Source organism: Desulfonatronum lacustre DSM 10312, from assembly GCF_000519265.1.
Lineage (GTDB): Bacteria > Desulfobacterota > Desulfovibrionia > Desulfovibrionales > Desulfonatronaceae > Desulfonatronum > Desulfonatronum lacustre.
In genome coordinates this window covers 3,621,858-3,637,161 of record NZ_KI912608.1, presented here as the reverse complement: position 1 = coordinate 3,637,161, position 15,304 = coordinate 3,621,858, and the positions used below count along the sequence as shown (strand labels likewise).

Below are 15,304 nucleotides of genomic sequence, written 5' to 3'. Positions count from 1 at the left end.
CTAGACCCCTCCGACCGTTTCATGTTCAAGGTAATTGTCGCCCTGCTTCCGGACCCATTCCCGCTTGCTGTAGTAGTAGACCTGAGGTTTGGTGTTCAAGCGCTCCAACAGCCGAAACGCATACGGGCTTTTGGAAAGCTTATGGACTTTGTGCTCCGGATTTTCCAGGTCGCCGAAAACCATGGCCCCGGTGGGACACATCTCCACGCAGGCCGGGATGTAGTCGCCCTCGGCCAGGGCGTTGGGGTCGCGGTCTTCGATCCGGGCCTTGTCCCGAGCGGCCATGTAGCGATGGTGACAGAACAGACATTTTTCCACCACGCCCCGGGGCCGGGTGGAAACGTCCGGAGTGAGAGTCTTTTCCATGCCTTCGGGCCAGACCGGGTCATGCCAGTTGAAGTATCGGGCATGATAGGGGCAGGCGGCCATGCAGTACCGGCAGCCGATGCACCGGGCGTTGACCTGGCTGACGATCCCGCCTTCCTGGTTCTTGTCCGTGGCGATGACCGGGCAGACCGGCACGCAGTTCGGCTTTCCGCACTGTAAACACGGGCGCGGCATGTAGGCCACGTCGTGGTTCGGATAGGGCTGCTTGTTGGAGAGCTGGTAGACCAACAGCCAAGTCAGGCTATAGCGCTTGTTCGAAGCGTCCACCGGAGGAGCGATGTTGTTTTCCGCCTGACAGGCGACCATGCAGGCTCCGCAACCGGTGCAGCGGTCCAGGTCGATGACCATTCCCCACTTGATTTTGAATTCCTTGAGATACAAAACCATATGCTCAACCTTCCTTTAGGCTTTGGCGATGCGCACGCGGGAATCGGCCCAAACGGCCAGGTTGCTCCCCGGTTCGGTACGTACCGTCAACACTTTGTAGATGTTGTCTCCCTTGTTCCGGCTGAACTTGTCCCAAGCCGTGTGGCCGAAGCCCAGCGGAGCAGCGACCATGTTCCGGCCCACGCCCTCGAAAATGCGCACCTTGGCCAGACAGGAGCCGTTGGGGCCGGTCAACGTGACCCTGTCCTCGGCTTGCAAGCCGTAGGAGCGGGCTGTGGCGGAATTCATCCAGACGTAGAACACGTCGCCCTGGATTTCCTGTTCGCCCAAAAGCGGCAGGCAAAACGGCGGAATGGCGATGTGCCGGGAGCCGTAGGTCCGGCTGTCCATGGCCGCCAAGCTGACCGGGAAGGTCCAGTCCTCGGCGTCGGGGGGAGCGGTCTGGGAAATGATCGTGGAGCCGAGCTGCATGGCCGTGGGAAAGGGTTCCGTGATGGAAGCCCAGACAGCGCCTCTGGAGATGGTCCGCCACAGGTTGCCCGAAGCCGCGGCGGGAGCTTTGCCGGCTCTGGCCTCCCAGGGCTGAACCTTGTCCGTGAAGAAGCCTTCCAGCTCGCTCAAGACGGCCACCTTGGCCTCCAGCACCTTGTCAAAAGACGCGAATCCAAGATCGATCCCCAGCGCCTTGGCCACGGCCAGCAGCACGTCGCCGGTAGGCTTGGTGTCGAAAATGGGCTGGCGGATCGCCGGCCGCGTCAGGCTGTAGCTGGCGAAACCGGAGCCATAGGGCGTCTGGACGTCGTCGAACCGTTCTATGAAGGTGGGCGTGGGCAGCAGCAGGTCTGCCTGGGCGGCTGTTTCGTCGTAGAATGTGCTGAAGCTGACCAGATACGTGCCGTCAAAAGCCTGGGCCGTCACGTCGGGCAGCGGCAGGGCGAAGAGCGGATTGGCCTCGTAGACCAAACACACGGCCGGCTTGCTCACTTTGCCTTCAGCCACGCCCTGAACATAGGCGACCAGGTCCTTGGCCCGAACCTGGGCTGGCTCCTTGGCTCCCGAAACCACCGTGGGCAGATCCGGCAGGACTTGAATACCGCCCGCGGAGTTGACGTTGTCGAACAGCATGTTCAGGCTCAAGGCCGCGGCAAAGTTGAACACGCCGCCGCCCTGGGCGATGGTGGACCCCGGGATGATCAGCGGCTTGTTTGCGGAGCGCAGCTTTCGGGCCAATTCGGCCACCTGCTCCGGAGCCACGCCGGTCAGGCGTTCGACGTATTCCGGGGTGTAGCGATTGATGACGAAATTGCGATAGGCGAAAAAGTCATGAGCCTGGGGAGCGGTCATCCCGCCCTGCAGGAGATGGTAGGCGACGCCCAGGGCTAAAACGCCTTCCATGCCCGGAGCAATAGAGACCCACTGGTCGGCCGCGCCGCCGGTGACGTTCTGCGTCGGTCCGACATAGACGTATTCCGCCGAGGCTTCCTCGCCCATGGGGTGCGCGGCGCCGTAAGCCTTTTTGTTCCGGACGGCGGTGCCCCAACCGTCCAGCAGGTCCGCGCCGAAAACCAGGACGAAATCCGCGTTTTCGAGGTCGTAGCCGATGCTTCCCTCGCGAAGAATCTTGGAAGCCACGATCTGCTCGCCGGGCATCAGGAAACAGCCGTCCGAACCCAGGCCGCCCAGCAAGGCGGAAAAGAGTTCGTTGATGGTCCCGTTTTCATCCCCGCTGACGCAGACCACGGCGTCTTTTTTGCCGTTCTGTTCAGCCAACTTCTCCTTCAACAAGGCTTCGGCCTGGTCCCAGGAAATGGGCTGGTGCGTTCCGTCGGCCTGCTTCTGCATCGGTCCTTTGATCCGGGCCGGAGCGTACAGCAGCTGCACCGCGGCCGCGCCCAGGGGACAGATCCCGCCCTGGCTCAGCGGATGATCGGTTCGTCCTTCAGCGGCCACGGGGCGGCCGCCGGCGGTGCGAATGTTCAGGCCGCACCCGGCGGGGCAGAGCTTGCAGGTGGTCGCGGCATAGGCCCGCGGTCCGTACTCCAGCCGGGGAATCCACGGCCAGTTCTGGGTCCAGATGGCCGTGTCGTCAATGGATTTCCAAATCACCGGGGTGAACAGGGTTCCCGCGACACCCCCGGCAGCAAACGTGAGAAAACTTCTCCGATTAAGTGCCATTTTATATCACCCCTCTCTATTTATGACAGATCTGGCAGGCATTGGGAGCACCAGCGAACCGCTCCGGCTCCTGGGCGGCCACCGTGGCGTGACACCGCTCGCAGTCCTTCATCTTCATCGTATCCCGACTGTACTTGGTCAGGCGGTTTTCATAGTAGGCCGGCAACTCGTTGGAACTGCCCACGTCCGGATGACAGCCGGCGGTGGCGCAATCATACTCTCTGTGCGCGGCGTGGGAGAAAAAGACGTTGTCCGGTTGATACTGATAAACCAGCCACGGAACCTCAATCCCCTTTTCGTAGTACTCTTCCACGAACTTGATCTCATCCGGATGGTCGCCCATGGGAAAAGAGTGGCACTCCGCGCACTTGGCATTATCGGGCAACCCCGCAAAGGAGCCATCCCTCCGGAAGGAGTGACAGTCGTCACACATCATCCCATACAACTCGATGTGGTTTTGGTGTGTAAAAACAAGCGGTTGGACCTTCTTGCTGTATAACAGCTGTGGAACTCCCCACCATCCGAAGGCCAACGCGGCCACAAACCCCAACAAGAACGGCAGAACTACTCCGCCCGCACTCGTTCCCCCTTTCTTTTCTTCCATCATGTTGCCTCACATGCTGTAGTGTTGATGATGAAAAGAGCCTCAGGTTTCCCTACCTGGATCCAAATTTTCGGCACCCTATGCAAGAGAGCAAAGCCCTGTCAAGCATAAATGAAAAAATTCACGAAGCATGGGCGCAAGTTAAGATGAATAAAAAAAACATGTTGCCTTACTAACGAACAGTTCAGGCAACCCGTATCCGCCTCACTTGGAAGGCTCGGGCCGGCTCCGTCCATAAACATCGTCGAACCGAACGATGTCGTCCTCCTCCAGATAGGGCCCGCTCTGGATCTCGATGATCTCCACCGGAACCCGGCCCGGATTGGAAAGTCTGTGCATCGCGGTTTTGGGAATGTCCACGGACTGATTCTCCGCGACCAGCGTTTCCTTGTCCCCCACCTGGACCAGAGCCGTGCCTTTGATCACCACCCAGTGTTCGCTGCGATGGTGATGCATCTGCAGGCTCAGCCTCGCCCCCGGATGGACCATGATCCGCTTGATCTTGTAGAATTGGCCTTCCTCCAACACCGTGTAGCTGCCCCAGGGCCGACGTACCGTGACGTGAGCCTCCACCAGGGTGGACTTCTCGGCCTTCAGCCGGTTGACCACGTCCTTGACTCGCTGGACCTGACTCAACGGGCAGACCAGGGTCGCGTCCCTGGTCTGGACCACGGCCACGCCCTCCAGCCCCACGGCGGCCAGCTTGCCGCCCGAGGAAAACAGCAGGCTGTCCCGGCAGTCCAGGGCCAGCACGTCGCCCTTGACCACGCAATGGTCCACGGCGTCTTGCTCGCCCATCCGGAACATGGCTTCCCAGCTTCCCAGGTCGTCCCAGGAAAATCCGGCTTCCACCACCGCCAAGCGCCGGGCATGCTCCATGATCCCATAGTCCACCGAAATGTCGGGAATGTCGCCGTACCCGGAAGCCAAGTCACGTTCGTCCCGCTCCCGCCACCACGCCCAGAGCCGGGGCTGAAATTCTTCAACGGCGTCCAGGAACGCCGAGGAGGGAACAATGAACATTCCGCTGTTCCAGGAGTGGGTGCCGGCGCTGACGAACTCCCGCGCCGCCTCCAGCGGGGGTTTCTCCACGAAGCCCGCTACCTTGTACGCGCCCGGCGCCAGTTCCTCGGCCTTGGCGATGTATCCGTAGCCGGTCTCCGGCTTGGTGGGCGGAATGCCGAAGGTCACGAACCAGTCCTGATCCGCCAGGGCCAAGGCCTGTCCCCAATCGGCCTCGAACCTGGCTTGATCGCCGATCATGTGGTCCGAAGGGAAAACGCCCACCAGAGCCTGCCCGTGCTCCGTATCCTGAGCCGCGACGATCCTGTCCAGGCCGAGCAGGATCGCCGGAAGCGTGTTGCGGGCCAGGGGCTCCTTGAGCACGTGATCCTTCAGGCCCGGGTGCACTTCGGCCAACTGCGAGCAAACCTCGAAAAAATGTTCCTCGTTGGTCACGGTGACGATTCGCTCGGCGGGCAGTCGCCCCAACAACCGCTCGGCGGTCTGTTGCAGCAAGGTTTTCTCCCCGTTCAAGGCCAGCAATTGTTTGGGCAGCAGGGCCCGGGACATGGGCCACAGCCGGGTGCCGGAGCCGCCGGCCAGCACGATGGCCCAGGCATTTTCCCAAATCTTGGAATCCACTTCCGCTTTGTTCATCAAAAAAAGACTCCTTGCGATATCCATATCTTAGGGCAGGCCCTTGCTGTCGATGCAACCCCAGGGCTCCTTGTTCCATAATGCACGAACGTGCACGCCACGTCCTTACCCTGCTCAAGGCATCCCTGCAACCATTGATTCGGAGAACAACGGGACCTATCTGAACTCACTGTGCACATGTACCGGGACCAATTCGAAATCCTGATCGAAAAGAGTTTTTCCGACACCCTTTTCAACACCTTGATTTCAGAATTGATTGCGATTGCGATCCCTTGGCCGACGAAGGTCGAGACTCCCTCTCACCCCCCGGTTTCATCATTCGCGAGCTGATCCGACGGCTTTGACCTGTGCATCTGGATTCTGTAGATTTCTTATCCATCTTGAACAAGCCTCTTGCGCTTCGGATCGATTCCGTCCGCAAAGGCGAATTTCGTCCCCTTCATCGCTCAACGTCAGGAGGAACCCTACATGCTGACCCCGAAAATCGAACAGGCCCTGAACGAGCAGGTTAACGCCGAACTCTACTCGGCCTACCTCTATCTGGCCATGGCCGCCTATTTCAGCGACCACGACCTGGAAGGCTTCACCCACTGGATGAACATGCAGTCCCAGGAAGAACTCGGTCATGCCATGAAGTTTTACGCCTTCATCAACGAACGGGGCGGAAAAAACACTCTGAAAGCCATCGAGGCCCCGCCCTCGTCCTGGGATTCTCCGACGGCCGTGTTCGAGGCCGTGCTGGAACACGAACAAAAAGTCACCGCCCTGATCAACAACTTGGTCGACCTGGCCATTGCAGAAAAAGACCATGCCACGAACATCTTCTTGCAGTGGTTCGTCACCGAGCAGGTGGAAGAGGAAGCCAGCGTGAACGCCGTGCTGCAAAAACTGAAACTCCTGGGCAAGGACGGCGGCGGCCTGTTCATGATCGACCGGGAACTGGCCGGCAGGGCCTCTGCCTGCCCTTGCTCCCAGCCGACCGCCTGACCGCATTTTTTCCGCTTCACGACGCATCCTCCACGATACGCCGTCTTGTCCCGGCGCACGGCGGCGCGCGCCGGGACAAGGCTCTTTTCGAATTCCAGACCGCACACATGCGGCCAACCTTTCACCCCGGAGTCGTTCATGCGCCTATCCAAAAACATCCTGATCGCCGGGGAAGCCGGGCAGGGCTTGGCCACGGTGGGCATGCTTCTGGCCAAGGCCCTGGTCAGATCAGGCTATGAAATTTTCGTCACCCAGGGGTACGAATCCCGCATTCGCGGCGGGCACAACACCTTTGCCGTGCGCACCGGCCTCGGGCCGATCCGGGCCGGGATCCGGGACGTGGATCTCCTGATCGCCCTGAACCGGGAAAGCATTTCCTTGCATCGCGAGGAGCTGACCGAAAACGCCCTGGTCCTTATGGACGCGGAACACGACGACCAAGCCGCAACGAGGGACGGAGATCAGGAAGCCAAAAGGGACCGCGCCCTGCGCGTTCCCTTCGCCGAGCTGGCCCCCAATAAAGTCTTCCACAACATCGTGGCCTTGGAAGTCGCGGCCCGGCTCCTCGGGCTTCCAGAAAACGTGACCACGGACTTGGTTCGAGAAGCTTTCGCCAAAAAAAAGGCCGACGTGGCGGAGAAAAACGTGAACGTCCTTCACGCCGCGGCGGCGTGGGCCTCCGAACAGTCCGCGGCCTTTCAGCCCCTCCCCGAACCTCCGAAGCCGACCAGACGCATGGTCTTGAACGGCAACCAAGCCGTAGCCCTGGGGGCCTTGGCCGCAGGCACGCGTTTCTGCGCCTTCTACCCCATGACCCCGGCCACGGGCGTGGCTCTGACCCTGAGCGCCGCGGCCATGGACTTCGGGCTGGTGGTGGAGCAGGCCGAGGACGAGATCGCGGCGGTGAACATGGCCCTTGGCGCATCCTATGCCGGAGCGCCGGCCATCGTGCCCACCTCCGGCGGTGGATTCGCCCTGATGACCGAAGGAATCAGTTTGGCCGGAATGACCGAAACCCCCCTGGTGCTGGTTCTGGGCCAACGACCCGGACCGGCCACCGGCCTGCCCACCCGGACCGAACAGGGCGATCTGAACCTGGCCCTCTACGCCGGACACGGGGAGTTTCCCCGAGCCATTCTTACCCCTGGCAGCGTCGAGGAGTGCTTCCGCCTGACCCACGCCGCCGTGAACCTGGCCGAACACTCCCAAGGTCCGGTCATCGTCATGACCGACCAATACCTGGCCGACACCATCCAGGCCGTCCCGCCGTTTGATTTGGACATGCTCAGCGAACCACTCCGCCCGGCCCGGACCTGCGATCAACCGCTCGACTACAAGCGCTACGCCTTTACCGAAGACGGCGCATCCCCCCGGCTGCTGCCCGGCACGGGAGAGCATCTGGTGGTCCTGGACAGCGATGAGCATACCGAGGACGGACATATCACCGAGGATCTGACCATCCGAAAGCGGATGGTCGAAAAGCGGCTGGCCAAGGAACGGAGGTTGCGGGAAGCCGCTCTGGCCCCGACCTACATCGGGGACGAGCAGAGCGATCTGCTGCTGATCTGCTGGGGATCGACCTTGGGACCGGCGGACGAGGCCGCGGAGATCCTGCGCAAGGAGGGACGCAACGTGGGATTGCTCCACTTCCGTCAGGTCTGGCCCCTGCGGCCGGAGCAGTTTCTGGAGCGGTTGCGGCAAGCCCGGGAAACCGTCTGCATCGAGAGCAACGCCACGGGGCAGTTCGCCGGACTGCTGCGCAAGGAGGTCGGATTCAGCGTCTCCCGCTCCATCCTGCGCTACGACGGACTGCCGTTCACAGCGGCTGACATTTTGCGCGAACTGAATGTCGAAACCGGCCGGGAACAGGAATCCCGCAAGGCCGTGGGGAGAGACACATGACGACGATCGAAGATTTCGGGGAGTTTGAAACGGCCTGGTGCCCGGGATGCGGAAACTTCTCCATCCTCAAGGCGCTCAAAAAGGCCCTGGCCGACAGCGGCCTGGCCCCCCACCAAGTGCTGATGGTCTCCGGCATCGGCCAGGCGGCCAAGACGCCGCACTATCTGCGCTGCAACGTCTTCAACGGCCTGCACGGCAGGGCCTTGCCCGCGGCCACCGGCGCCAAGCTGGCCAACCCAGGGCTCCACGTTTTCGTTGAAAGCGGAGACGGCTGCTCCTACGGCGAGGGCGGCAACCATTTCCTGGCCGCGCTACGGCGCAACGCGGACATCACCATGCTGGTCCACGACAACCAGATCTACGGCCTGACCAAAGGCCAGGCCAGCCCCACCACGCAGCACGGCCACGCCACCAAGGCCCAACCCCAGGGAGCGTCCTCACAGGCCTTCAACCCCGTGGCCGTGGCCGTGGCCATGCAGGCCGGATTCGTGGCCCGCGGCTTCGCCGGAAAGCCGGACCACCTGGCCGACCTGATCCGCCAGGCCCACGCCTTCCCGGGCTTCGCCCTGGTGGACATTCTCCAGCCCTGCGGCTCCTTCAACAAGGTGAACACCTTTTCCTGGTATAAGGAACGCGTCTGGGAGATCCCGGAGGACCACGACCCCGCGGACTGGAATCAGGCCATGACCCTGGCCCGGATGTTCGGCGACCGCATCCCCATCGGCGTGATCCGCCGCGACGAATCCCGTCCCACCTTCGAATCCCACTTCCCCGTCCTCCAGGAAGGCCCCCTCTTCGGGCGCACCCCGGACAGGGTAAAGCTGACGCGGTTGATGGAGAGCTATATGTAACGGGGGAGGTTCCTGGTTCAGTTGTTCAGCGGTTCAACGATAGACGGAGCGAGTGAAATTCCAGCCCAAGACGACCCCTCCGTCGCCGAAGATCCAACGACCCAAGGCTCCTTGACGACGACCTCAACCCTGGAGCTCGCCGCCCATGACGCGGTCGCGGAAAAAGGACAGCCGCGTCAGAACGGATGGCTGAATCGTGCCGTCAAAGGGCTCGGGAAGCTCTCCAGGGACCTGAAAAGCTGGGGGCGCGGTTTCCAAGCCGCCTGGTCGTAGAGATCTACGGTCCACGGGCAGGAAGTAATCCAGGGAGGCCAGCAGCGCGCCGTCGGTGCTGCGCAGGATCATGGCCGTGACGTAGACCCGGCCGTAGACCACGGAGTAGGTGCCGGTGAGCACGGCGAAGGCGTTGATGTCCCGGTTGATTTTGTCCAGTTCCCGGGACAGCGCGAACTCGCCCTGGCCCTTGCGCACCAGCAGGGACTGGGTGCGCAGGCGCACGTCCACCATGTGCATGCCGTGCTGGGCGAAGCGGGAGCCGATCTGCTGCGGGATGATCCGCCCCAGCGGGCTGGTCCGGTCCAGGTCCTCCAGCATGACGAAGGAGGACATCAGCAGGGGCATTTCACAGACTTCCGGCTTGCACAGGGCCTCGTACAGCGTGTCCGCCACGGTGTAATGCACCGTGATCAGTTCCACCGCCGGTTGGTGCGCGATGTACGGGCCATGTGGCCGGGAGCATCCGACCAGCCAGAACCCGACCAACCAGAGTCCGGCCAGCCAAAGCATCGCGAAGCCGCACCGCCTTGATTCAGGGAACATCTTCCTAAGCATGACTTTTCTTCTCCATCAATTCCGTGCCGCAACGGACACGCCCTTGCCCTAAAGAAAACCGGACGACCGCCGATAAGAGGAGCAACCGGATAAATCTCTGCGCACGGAAATCTTCCTGACCTTGATTTTCGGAGCTCATCCGGAATGCAAAATTTGCCCGCTTCCGAGTTCATCTCGGCTTTTAGCAAATTTCGATCCAACCTTGCGTGTCCGAAAAACCGGGCCCCTGTGCTCCGACACGCGGAACGTAACCAAAGGAACGACGTCACATGCGGACAATGTTGCTCGGAATTCTCCTCGGCTTCGTCCTCCTGGCCGGTCCGGGATGCGCGAGGCAACCGGTGCAAATGGTCTACACCCCGTTGCCGGTCTTGTCCCAAGTTCCCGTTCCCACGGCCTACCCTTTGAAAACCCAACCCAAAATGCAGGCCGTGCAGCATTGGGAAGTCCTGGCCGACGACGTGGCCCTCAGGGTCCACGAGGCCCTGGAGCGTCGCGTCCTGGAGCGTCAGTTTCCCGTCCACGTGGCTCCGTCCGGCACGACCCCCTTTGCCAAATCCTTTCATGCCCTGTTGATCACCAAGCTGGTGGAGCGGAACATCGCCGTGTCCAGCGGCTTTACCAACGTCATGGTCCTGAGTTTCGACATTGAGGCGGTCCGCCACGGCAACCGTGTCCTGCGCACGGGAAAAGGGATCTACAAGGCTCTGGCCCCGGACGTTTTTGTCCAGCGCTCCTCTCTGCTCACCCCGGACGGCCATGGCGCGTTAGTCAACCAGGCCATGCTGGAAGCCGCGGAGGTCAACGTGGAGTCCGGGGCCTACACTCACGAGCTGCCCAGGATGGAGGTCCTGATCACCTCGTCCCTTGTCTTCGAGGAACACTTCCTGATGCGGGATTCCTCCATTTACTACATCAACGACGCGGACTGGTGGCACTACAAGCAACACGCCCAGCCCAGCCAACCGGCGACGGTCAACTACCAGCTCGTGGACCGCTAGGGAGACGCAATCATGCTCAGAAACCTCATCGCCGCCCTTCTGTTCAGCGTAACCCTGACCTTGGCCCAAACCGTCTCGGCCACCCACCCGTATTACGGCTCTGGTTCCTACTCCCACGTCCAAGGTTTCCAGGGACTGGCCTACGCCCTGGCCGACGGACTGGAACACAATTTGGTTCAGTACGTTGACCGGACCCGGCCTATCTTGTTCACCAGCTTCGTGGACCTGGACGACCTGAACACGTCCAGCACCTTTGGCCGACTGCTGGGCGAACAGGTGGCCTCGCGAATGTCCCAGCTCGGCTACCGGGTGGTTGAACTCAAACTGCGCCAAGGGTCCATGGTCGTCAGCCAAAACGCCGGAGAAATGATCCTGTCCCGCGACCTGCGGGACGTGCGGACCAACCACGACACCCAGGCCGTGCTGGTGGGCACCTACGTGGCGACCGACAACGCGATGATCGTATCCGCGAAGCTGCTCAGCACCCTGGACGGAGCCATTCTGGCCACACGGGACGTCACCTTGCGCAAAACTCGGGAAATTCAAGAGTTGGTGACCAGAAACACCGCCACGTTTGAGCCCAAGCGAACCCAACCTTCCACGGCGCAACCGGAACGCGAAACCGTGCCCGAGGGGCCATTGGCTCGTGGGACCATCCTCCTGGATCCCAAGAACTCCCTGGCCGCCCGACTGATCCAGGCCCGACTGGCGGAATTGAATTACTATACCGACCGGATCGACGGCATTTGGGGAAAAAACTCACGGGCCGCGTTGAATCGCTTCAAGTCCAACCGCCAGCTCGCCTCGCCAACGACCTGGGACCTCTCGGCGCAACGGGAGCTGTTCAAGGGAACAGGCCAATGACCTCCGGAACCTTATCCTGGACAACCGCATGGAGAACTCCCATGAGATACCTGACGATCATCCTCATCCTGGCTGGCGTGGCTCTGACCACGTCCTCCTGTTGCCCCGCGCGCATCTCCTGCGCGCCGGCGGTGATCACCCAGCCCATCCCTGCCGCGGTGCCCGTGCTCCCCACCTATGGACCGCACCGTTGCCATCCGGGCTATGTGGGCTACTGCACGCCCTATCACCTGCCCTACGTCACCAGGACCACGGTGGTAAACCCCGTGCTGCCGCCTTACGCTCCGTGCAACCCCTGTTACTGACGTCGATTCCTCCACCCGGAGCAAGGCCGGATCACATTCCAACCGGCGTAATCAGGGAAACATTCGGGCCTCCAGACAGGAAGTGAGAAGCGCGGCAATTTCCCCAGCGCTTGATCCGGGGTGCCGAAACGTGCGCAAGTTTCTGAAAACACTTCTTGCAAGCGGCCACGAACGTGATAAAAACTCTTCATGTTCGTGGCCGCTCGGCGTTTTCGACCATGTCCCTTCCACCGTCGTCAGGACGCCGTTCCCTGCCCCTCAAATCTTGCTACAGGAGTCCCCAATGCGCCGCCTCGCCCCTCTTTTGTTCACTCCGCTTTTCACCCTCGCCCTCATCCTCACGGGTCACGCCCAAAACGAACCCTTCTCCGTCGGGGATCACCTTCCCGCCTTTTCCATGACCGCTCCGGAGTCCTCTACGCACCGGAGCTACTTGGGTTTGTCCGCGGAAGCGTCCCAGTTTACCCTGGCCGATATGGACGCCCCGGCCGTCCTGATCCAGATCTTCAGCATGTATTGTCCGATCTGCCAGCGCGAAGCGCCGGAGGTGAACGCGCTGTACGCCGCTCTTCAACGCGAGGGGTTGGCGGACATGATCAAGATTTTGGGCCTCGGCGCGGGCAATTCGGACCTTGAAGTCCAGGTGTTTCAAGAGCGTTACGACATCCCGTTCCCTCTGGTCTCCGACCCGGACTACGTCCTGCACAAAACCTTCGGCGGCGTGGGCACCCCCTATTTCGTCCTTGTCCAGCCCTCCGGCTCAGCTGAGAATGGCCATGTTGTTCGACTCTCGCACCTCGGAGCGTTCGATTCCGTGGAAGATTTTCTGAAAGAAATGCTCACCGCCAAACACTAGGAGACGCCATGCGCCTCGCTCATGCCCCCAGACTCACGATACGAACGGCACTGCTTCTTGGGCTTCTCTGGGTGCTGCTCTCCGCGGGGAGCACACTGGCCGGCACGCCTGATGGAGCCAAGGGAGCTATTTTTCAAAACCCGAAACTCAAACCCATCGACAGCGAGTTGCAGGTCCGGATCGGCGATCCGGCTCCCGACTTTTCCCTGCCCGCGGTACACGGCGAAACCATCGCCTTGAGCGACTACCATGGCCGAAAAAACGTCATGCTGTCCTTCGTGCCCGCCGCCTGGACCCCGGTCTGCTCCGACCAGTGGCCCGGATACAACATCCTGCAAGACATCTTCGACCGTCACGAGACCATCATTCTGGGCATCACCGTGGACAACATCCCGACGCTCCACTCCTGGCTCCAAGCCATGGGCGGACTGTGGTTTCCAGTGCTCTCCGACTTCTGGCCCCACGGCAAAACCGCCGATGCCTACGGTCTGTTGCGCGGCGACGGGACCACGGAACGGGCCCTGATCTTCATCGACAAACAAGGGCTGATCCGCTTTCTGCACGTGGAGGATATCAACATCCGTCCGCCGCTGGAGATCGTCATGCAAGGTCTTCAGACCCTCACGGACTGATCTCTTTTCCTCCAGCGTTTTTCCTCCCCTTGCCTTCGTCACCGTTTCCGGGCACGGGACGAGACGGGCTCGCGCCCGCTCGACCCCGTGCCCGTCCACGTTTGACTTGGACGCGAAAATTTGTTTTCAAACCGGGGTTCAAGGTTCCTGTTTCCGGCTTGTCGCCGGCGCGAAAGATTTTTAGGAGTACTGGGGCACCGGATTGAGAATCGACCCGAAACGCAATCGAGAGCGGATGGTCCGTGAACAGATCGAGTCGCGAGGCATTACAGATCCGGCGGTGCTCTCCGCCATGCGCAAAGTTCCCCGACATCTGTTCGTGGAAGAGGCCCTGCGCTCCCAGGCATACGAAGATCATCCCCTGCCCATCGGCTACGGCCAGACCATCTCCCAGCCGTTCATCGTGGCCCTGATGACGGCCGTGCTGAATGTTCAACCTGGGATGCGAGTTTTGGAAATCGGGACCGGGTCCGGCTATCAAGCGGCGATATTGGCGGAAATGGGAGCCGAGGTCTATTCCGTGGAGCGCGTCCAGCCCCTCTACTCCGCGGCGCTGACCCGCCTGAACAAAATGCGCTATTTCAGCGTCCACCTGAAACTGGACGACGGAACCATGGGCTGGCCGGAAGAAAGTCCGTTCCAACGAATCATGGTCACCGCCGGCGGGCCCGACGTGCCTCCGCCCCTGCTGGAACAGCTGGACGAATCCGGCATTCTGATCATCCCCGTGGGCGCCAGGCAGCGCAGCCAGGAGCTGATCCGCTTCGTCAAGAAAGAAGGCAAAATTATGAAAGCGAACCTTGGGGCCGTCATGTTCGTCGACTTGATCGGCGCCCATGGTTGGTGACCAAGTCAGCTCTCAACCGGCCAAGGATGAGCCATCGCACCGGAACTCCGGCTCCAGCGCTCCAGTCAACACCGTCTCTCAAAAAAAGATACCCATGACCAACGCTTCAAACACCTCATCCGACGCATCCTGTTCCACCTGCCCGTCGCGAAAAAAAAGCGGACACGGCGAACGTTCCGCCGTCGGTAACGTTCAGGATCAGTTGATCAAATCCACCCTGGACAACATCCGCTTCAAACTCTTCGTGATGAGCGGCAAGGGCGGGGTCGGCAAAAGTTCCATCGCCGTGAACCTGGCCGCGGCCCTGGCCCTGAAGGGACACCGCGTGGGCCTGCTGGACGTGGACATTCACGGTCCAAGCGTCCCGCACCTCCTGGGTCTGTCCGGCCCCCTGGAACAGTCACGGGGTTCGCTGATCTCGCCGAAACGATACGGAGAACGTCTCTTCGTCGTCTCCATGGAATCCTTGCTCCAAGATCCGGATCAAGCCGTGCTCTGGCGTGGTCCGATGAAAACCGCGGCCATCCGCCAGTTCATCGCCGACGTGGATTGGGGCCACCTGGACTATCTGGTGGTGGACTCTCCCCCCGGAACCGGGGACGAGCCCATGACCGTGCTGAAGACCATTCCCGAGGCCCTGAGCATCGTGGTCACCACGCCCCAGGAAATCTCCTTGGCCGACGTGCGCAAGGCCATCAACTTCCTGCAGTACGCCCACGCCAACATTCTCGGACTGGTGGAAAACATGAGCGGGCTGATTTGCCCGCACTGCTCCGAGCGGATCGAACTGTTCAAAACCGGCGGAGGAGAGACCCTGGCCAAAAAGTACGGGCTGGAATTTCTCGGCGCCATCCCCCTGGACCCCGCGGCCGTGGTCGCCGGTGACCTGGGCAAGCCGGTGGTCATGCTGGACGAGGACACGCCGGCCAAGCGCGCCCTCTTGCAACTGGCGGAAACGGTCATCCGGACATCTGAAAACAGCCTGGAGGCCGCCGCCGGTGGACCGCCACAGTAGG

General features: G+C 61.3%; 15 protein-coding genes. 10 read left to right on the top strand and 5 right to left on the bottom strand.

All coding sequences use genetic code 11. The features are described 5' to 3' along the window. The 4 genes from qrcC to DESLA_RS0117130 all read right to left on the bottom strand — a co-directional run bounded on the left by qrcC (nucleotide 1) and on the right by DESLA_RS0117130 (nucleotide 5,212). Complete coding sequence (gene qrcC / locus DESLA_RS0117145) at nucleotides 1-774, bottom strand: menaquinone reductase iron-sulfur cluster-binding subunit QrcC (protein WP_028573426.1); 774 nt, start codon at nucleotides 772-774, stop codon at nucleotides 1-3. Nucleotides 775-789: 15 nt separating this feature from the next. Then, a complete protein-coding gene (gene qrcB / locus DESLA_RS0117140; protein WP_028573425.1) occupies nucleotides 790-2,949 on the bottom strand; it encodes a menaquinone reductase molybdopterin-binding-like subunit QrcB in 2,160 nt (719 codons plus the stop codon). Between the two features lie 16 nt (nucleotides 2,950-2,965). Continuing rightward, nucleotides 2,966-3,553 carry a menaquinone reductase multiheme cytochrome c subunit QrcA gene (qrcA, locus tag DESLA_RS0117135; protein WP_028573424.1) on the bottom strand — a complete coding sequence of 196 codons (588 nt, stop codon included), beginning with the start codon at nucleotides 3,551-3,553 and terminating at the stop codon, nucleotides 2,966-2,968. Between the two features lie 204 nt (nucleotides 3,554-3,757). Beyond that, a complete protein-coding gene (locus tag DESLA_RS0117130; RefSeq protein WP_035262009.1) occupies nucleotides 3,758-5,212 on the bottom strand; it encodes a mannose-1-phosphate guanylyltransferase/mannose-6-phosphate isomerase in 1,455 nt (484 codons plus the stop codon). 468 nt (nucleotides 5,213-5,680) lie between these two features. On the opposite strand from DESLA_RS0117130, the gene DESLA_RS0117120 reads away from it, so the two are divergent. The 3 genes from DESLA_RS0117120 to DESLA_RS0117110 all read left to right on the top strand — a co-directional run bounded on the left by DESLA_RS0117120 (nucleotide 5,681) and on the right by DESLA_RS0117110 (nucleotide 8,952). Next, nucleotides 5,681-6,199 (top strand): ferritin, encoded by a 519-nt coding sequence (locus tag DESLA_RS0117120; protein ID WP_028573422.1) that lies wholly within the window; start codon nucleotides 5,681-5,683, stop codon nucleotides 6,197-6,199. A 138-nt stretch (nucleotides 6,200-6,337) separates the two neighbouring features. After that, nucleotides 6,338-8,101 carry a 2-oxoacid:acceptor oxidoreductase subunit alpha gene (locus DESLA_RS21190; RefSeq protein WP_051434802.1) on the top strand — a complete coding sequence of 588 codons (1,764 nt, stop codon included), beginning with the start codon at nucleotides 6,338-6,340 and terminating at the stop codon, nucleotides 8,099-8,101. Continuing rightward, on the top strand, nucleotides 8,098-8,952 hold the full coding sequence (locus tag DESLA_RS0117110) for a 2-oxoacid:ferredoxin oxidoreductase subunit beta (RefSeq protein WP_028573421.1): 855 nt from the start codon (nucleotides 8,098-8,100) through the stop codon (nucleotides 8,950-8,952). The genes DESLA_RS21190 and DESLA_RS0117110 overlap by 4 nt, the downstream gene beginning before the upstream one ends. Nucleotides 8,953-9,075: 123 nt before the next feature. Here DESLA_RS0117110 and DESLA_RS22025 read toward each other — a convergent pair whose 3' ends face one another. Next, the gene (locus DESLA_RS22025; protein ID WP_156933010.1) at nucleotides 9,076-9,783 is read right to left on the bottom strand and encodes a FlgO family outer membrane protein; all 708 of its coding nucleotides are present in this window, start codon (nucleotides 9,781-9,783) and stop codon (nucleotides 9,076-9,078) included. Nucleotides 9,784-10,052: 269 nt separating this feature from the next. Here DESLA_RS22025 and DESLA_RS0117100 point away from each other — a divergent pair, with 269 nt between their 5' ends. The 7 genes from DESLA_RS0117100 (at nucleotide 10,053) to DESLA_RS0117070 (ending at nucleotide 15,303) form a co-directional block, all read left to right on the top strand. Then, a complete protein-coding gene (locus tag DESLA_RS0117100) occupies nucleotides 10,053-10,784 on the top strand; it encodes a hypothetical protein (RefSeq protein WP_028573420.1) in 732 nt (243 codons plus the stop codon). A 12-nt stretch (nucleotides 10,785-10,796) separates the two neighbouring features. Beyond that, nucleotides 10,797-11,648: a FlgO family outer membrane protein gene (locus DESLA_RS22020; protein WP_051434800.1), complete on the top strand. Its 852-nt coding sequence runs from the start codon at nucleotides 10,797-10,799 to the stop codon at nucleotides 11,646-11,648. 41 nt (nucleotides 11,649-11,689) lie between these two features. Next, the gene (locus tag DESLA_RS22015) at nucleotides 11,690-11,953 is read left to right on the top strand and encodes a hypothetical protein (RefSeq protein WP_051434799.1); all 264 of its coding nucleotides are present in this window, start codon (nucleotides 11,690-11,692) and stop codon (nucleotides 11,951-11,953) included. A 283-nt stretch (nucleotides 11,954-12,236) separates the two neighbouring features. Continuing rightward, nucleotides 12,237-12,809, top strand: coding sequence for a peroxiredoxin family protein (locus DESLA_RS21175; RefSeq protein ID WP_035263445.1), 573 nt, complete (start codon nucleotides 12,237-12,239; stop codon nucleotides 12,807-12,809). An 8-nt stretch (nucleotides 12,810-12,817) separates the two neighbouring features. Continuing rightward, nucleotides 12,818-13,441, top strand: coding sequence for a redoxin domain-containing protein (locus tag DESLA_RS0117080; protein ID WP_051434798.1), 624 nt, complete (start codon nucleotides 12,818-12,820; stop codon nucleotides 13,439-13,441). Nucleotides 13,442-13,643: 202 nt separating this feature from the next. Continuing rightward, nucleotides 13,644-14,288 carry a protein-L-isoaspartate(D-aspartate) O-methyltransferase gene (locus DESLA_RS0117075; RefSeq protein WP_028573418.1) on the top strand — a complete coding sequence of 215 codons (645 nt, stop codon included), beginning with the start codon at nucleotides 13,644-13,646 and terminating at the stop codon, nucleotides 14,286-14,288. 94 nt (nucleotides 14,289-14,382) lie between these two features. Then, a complete protein-coding gene (locus DESLA_RS0117070; RefSeq protein WP_028573417.1) occupies nucleotides 14,383-15,303 on the top strand; it encodes an Mrp/NBP35 family ATP-binding protein in 921 nt (306 codons plus the stop codon). Nucleotide 15,304 lies beyond the last annotated feature (1 nt).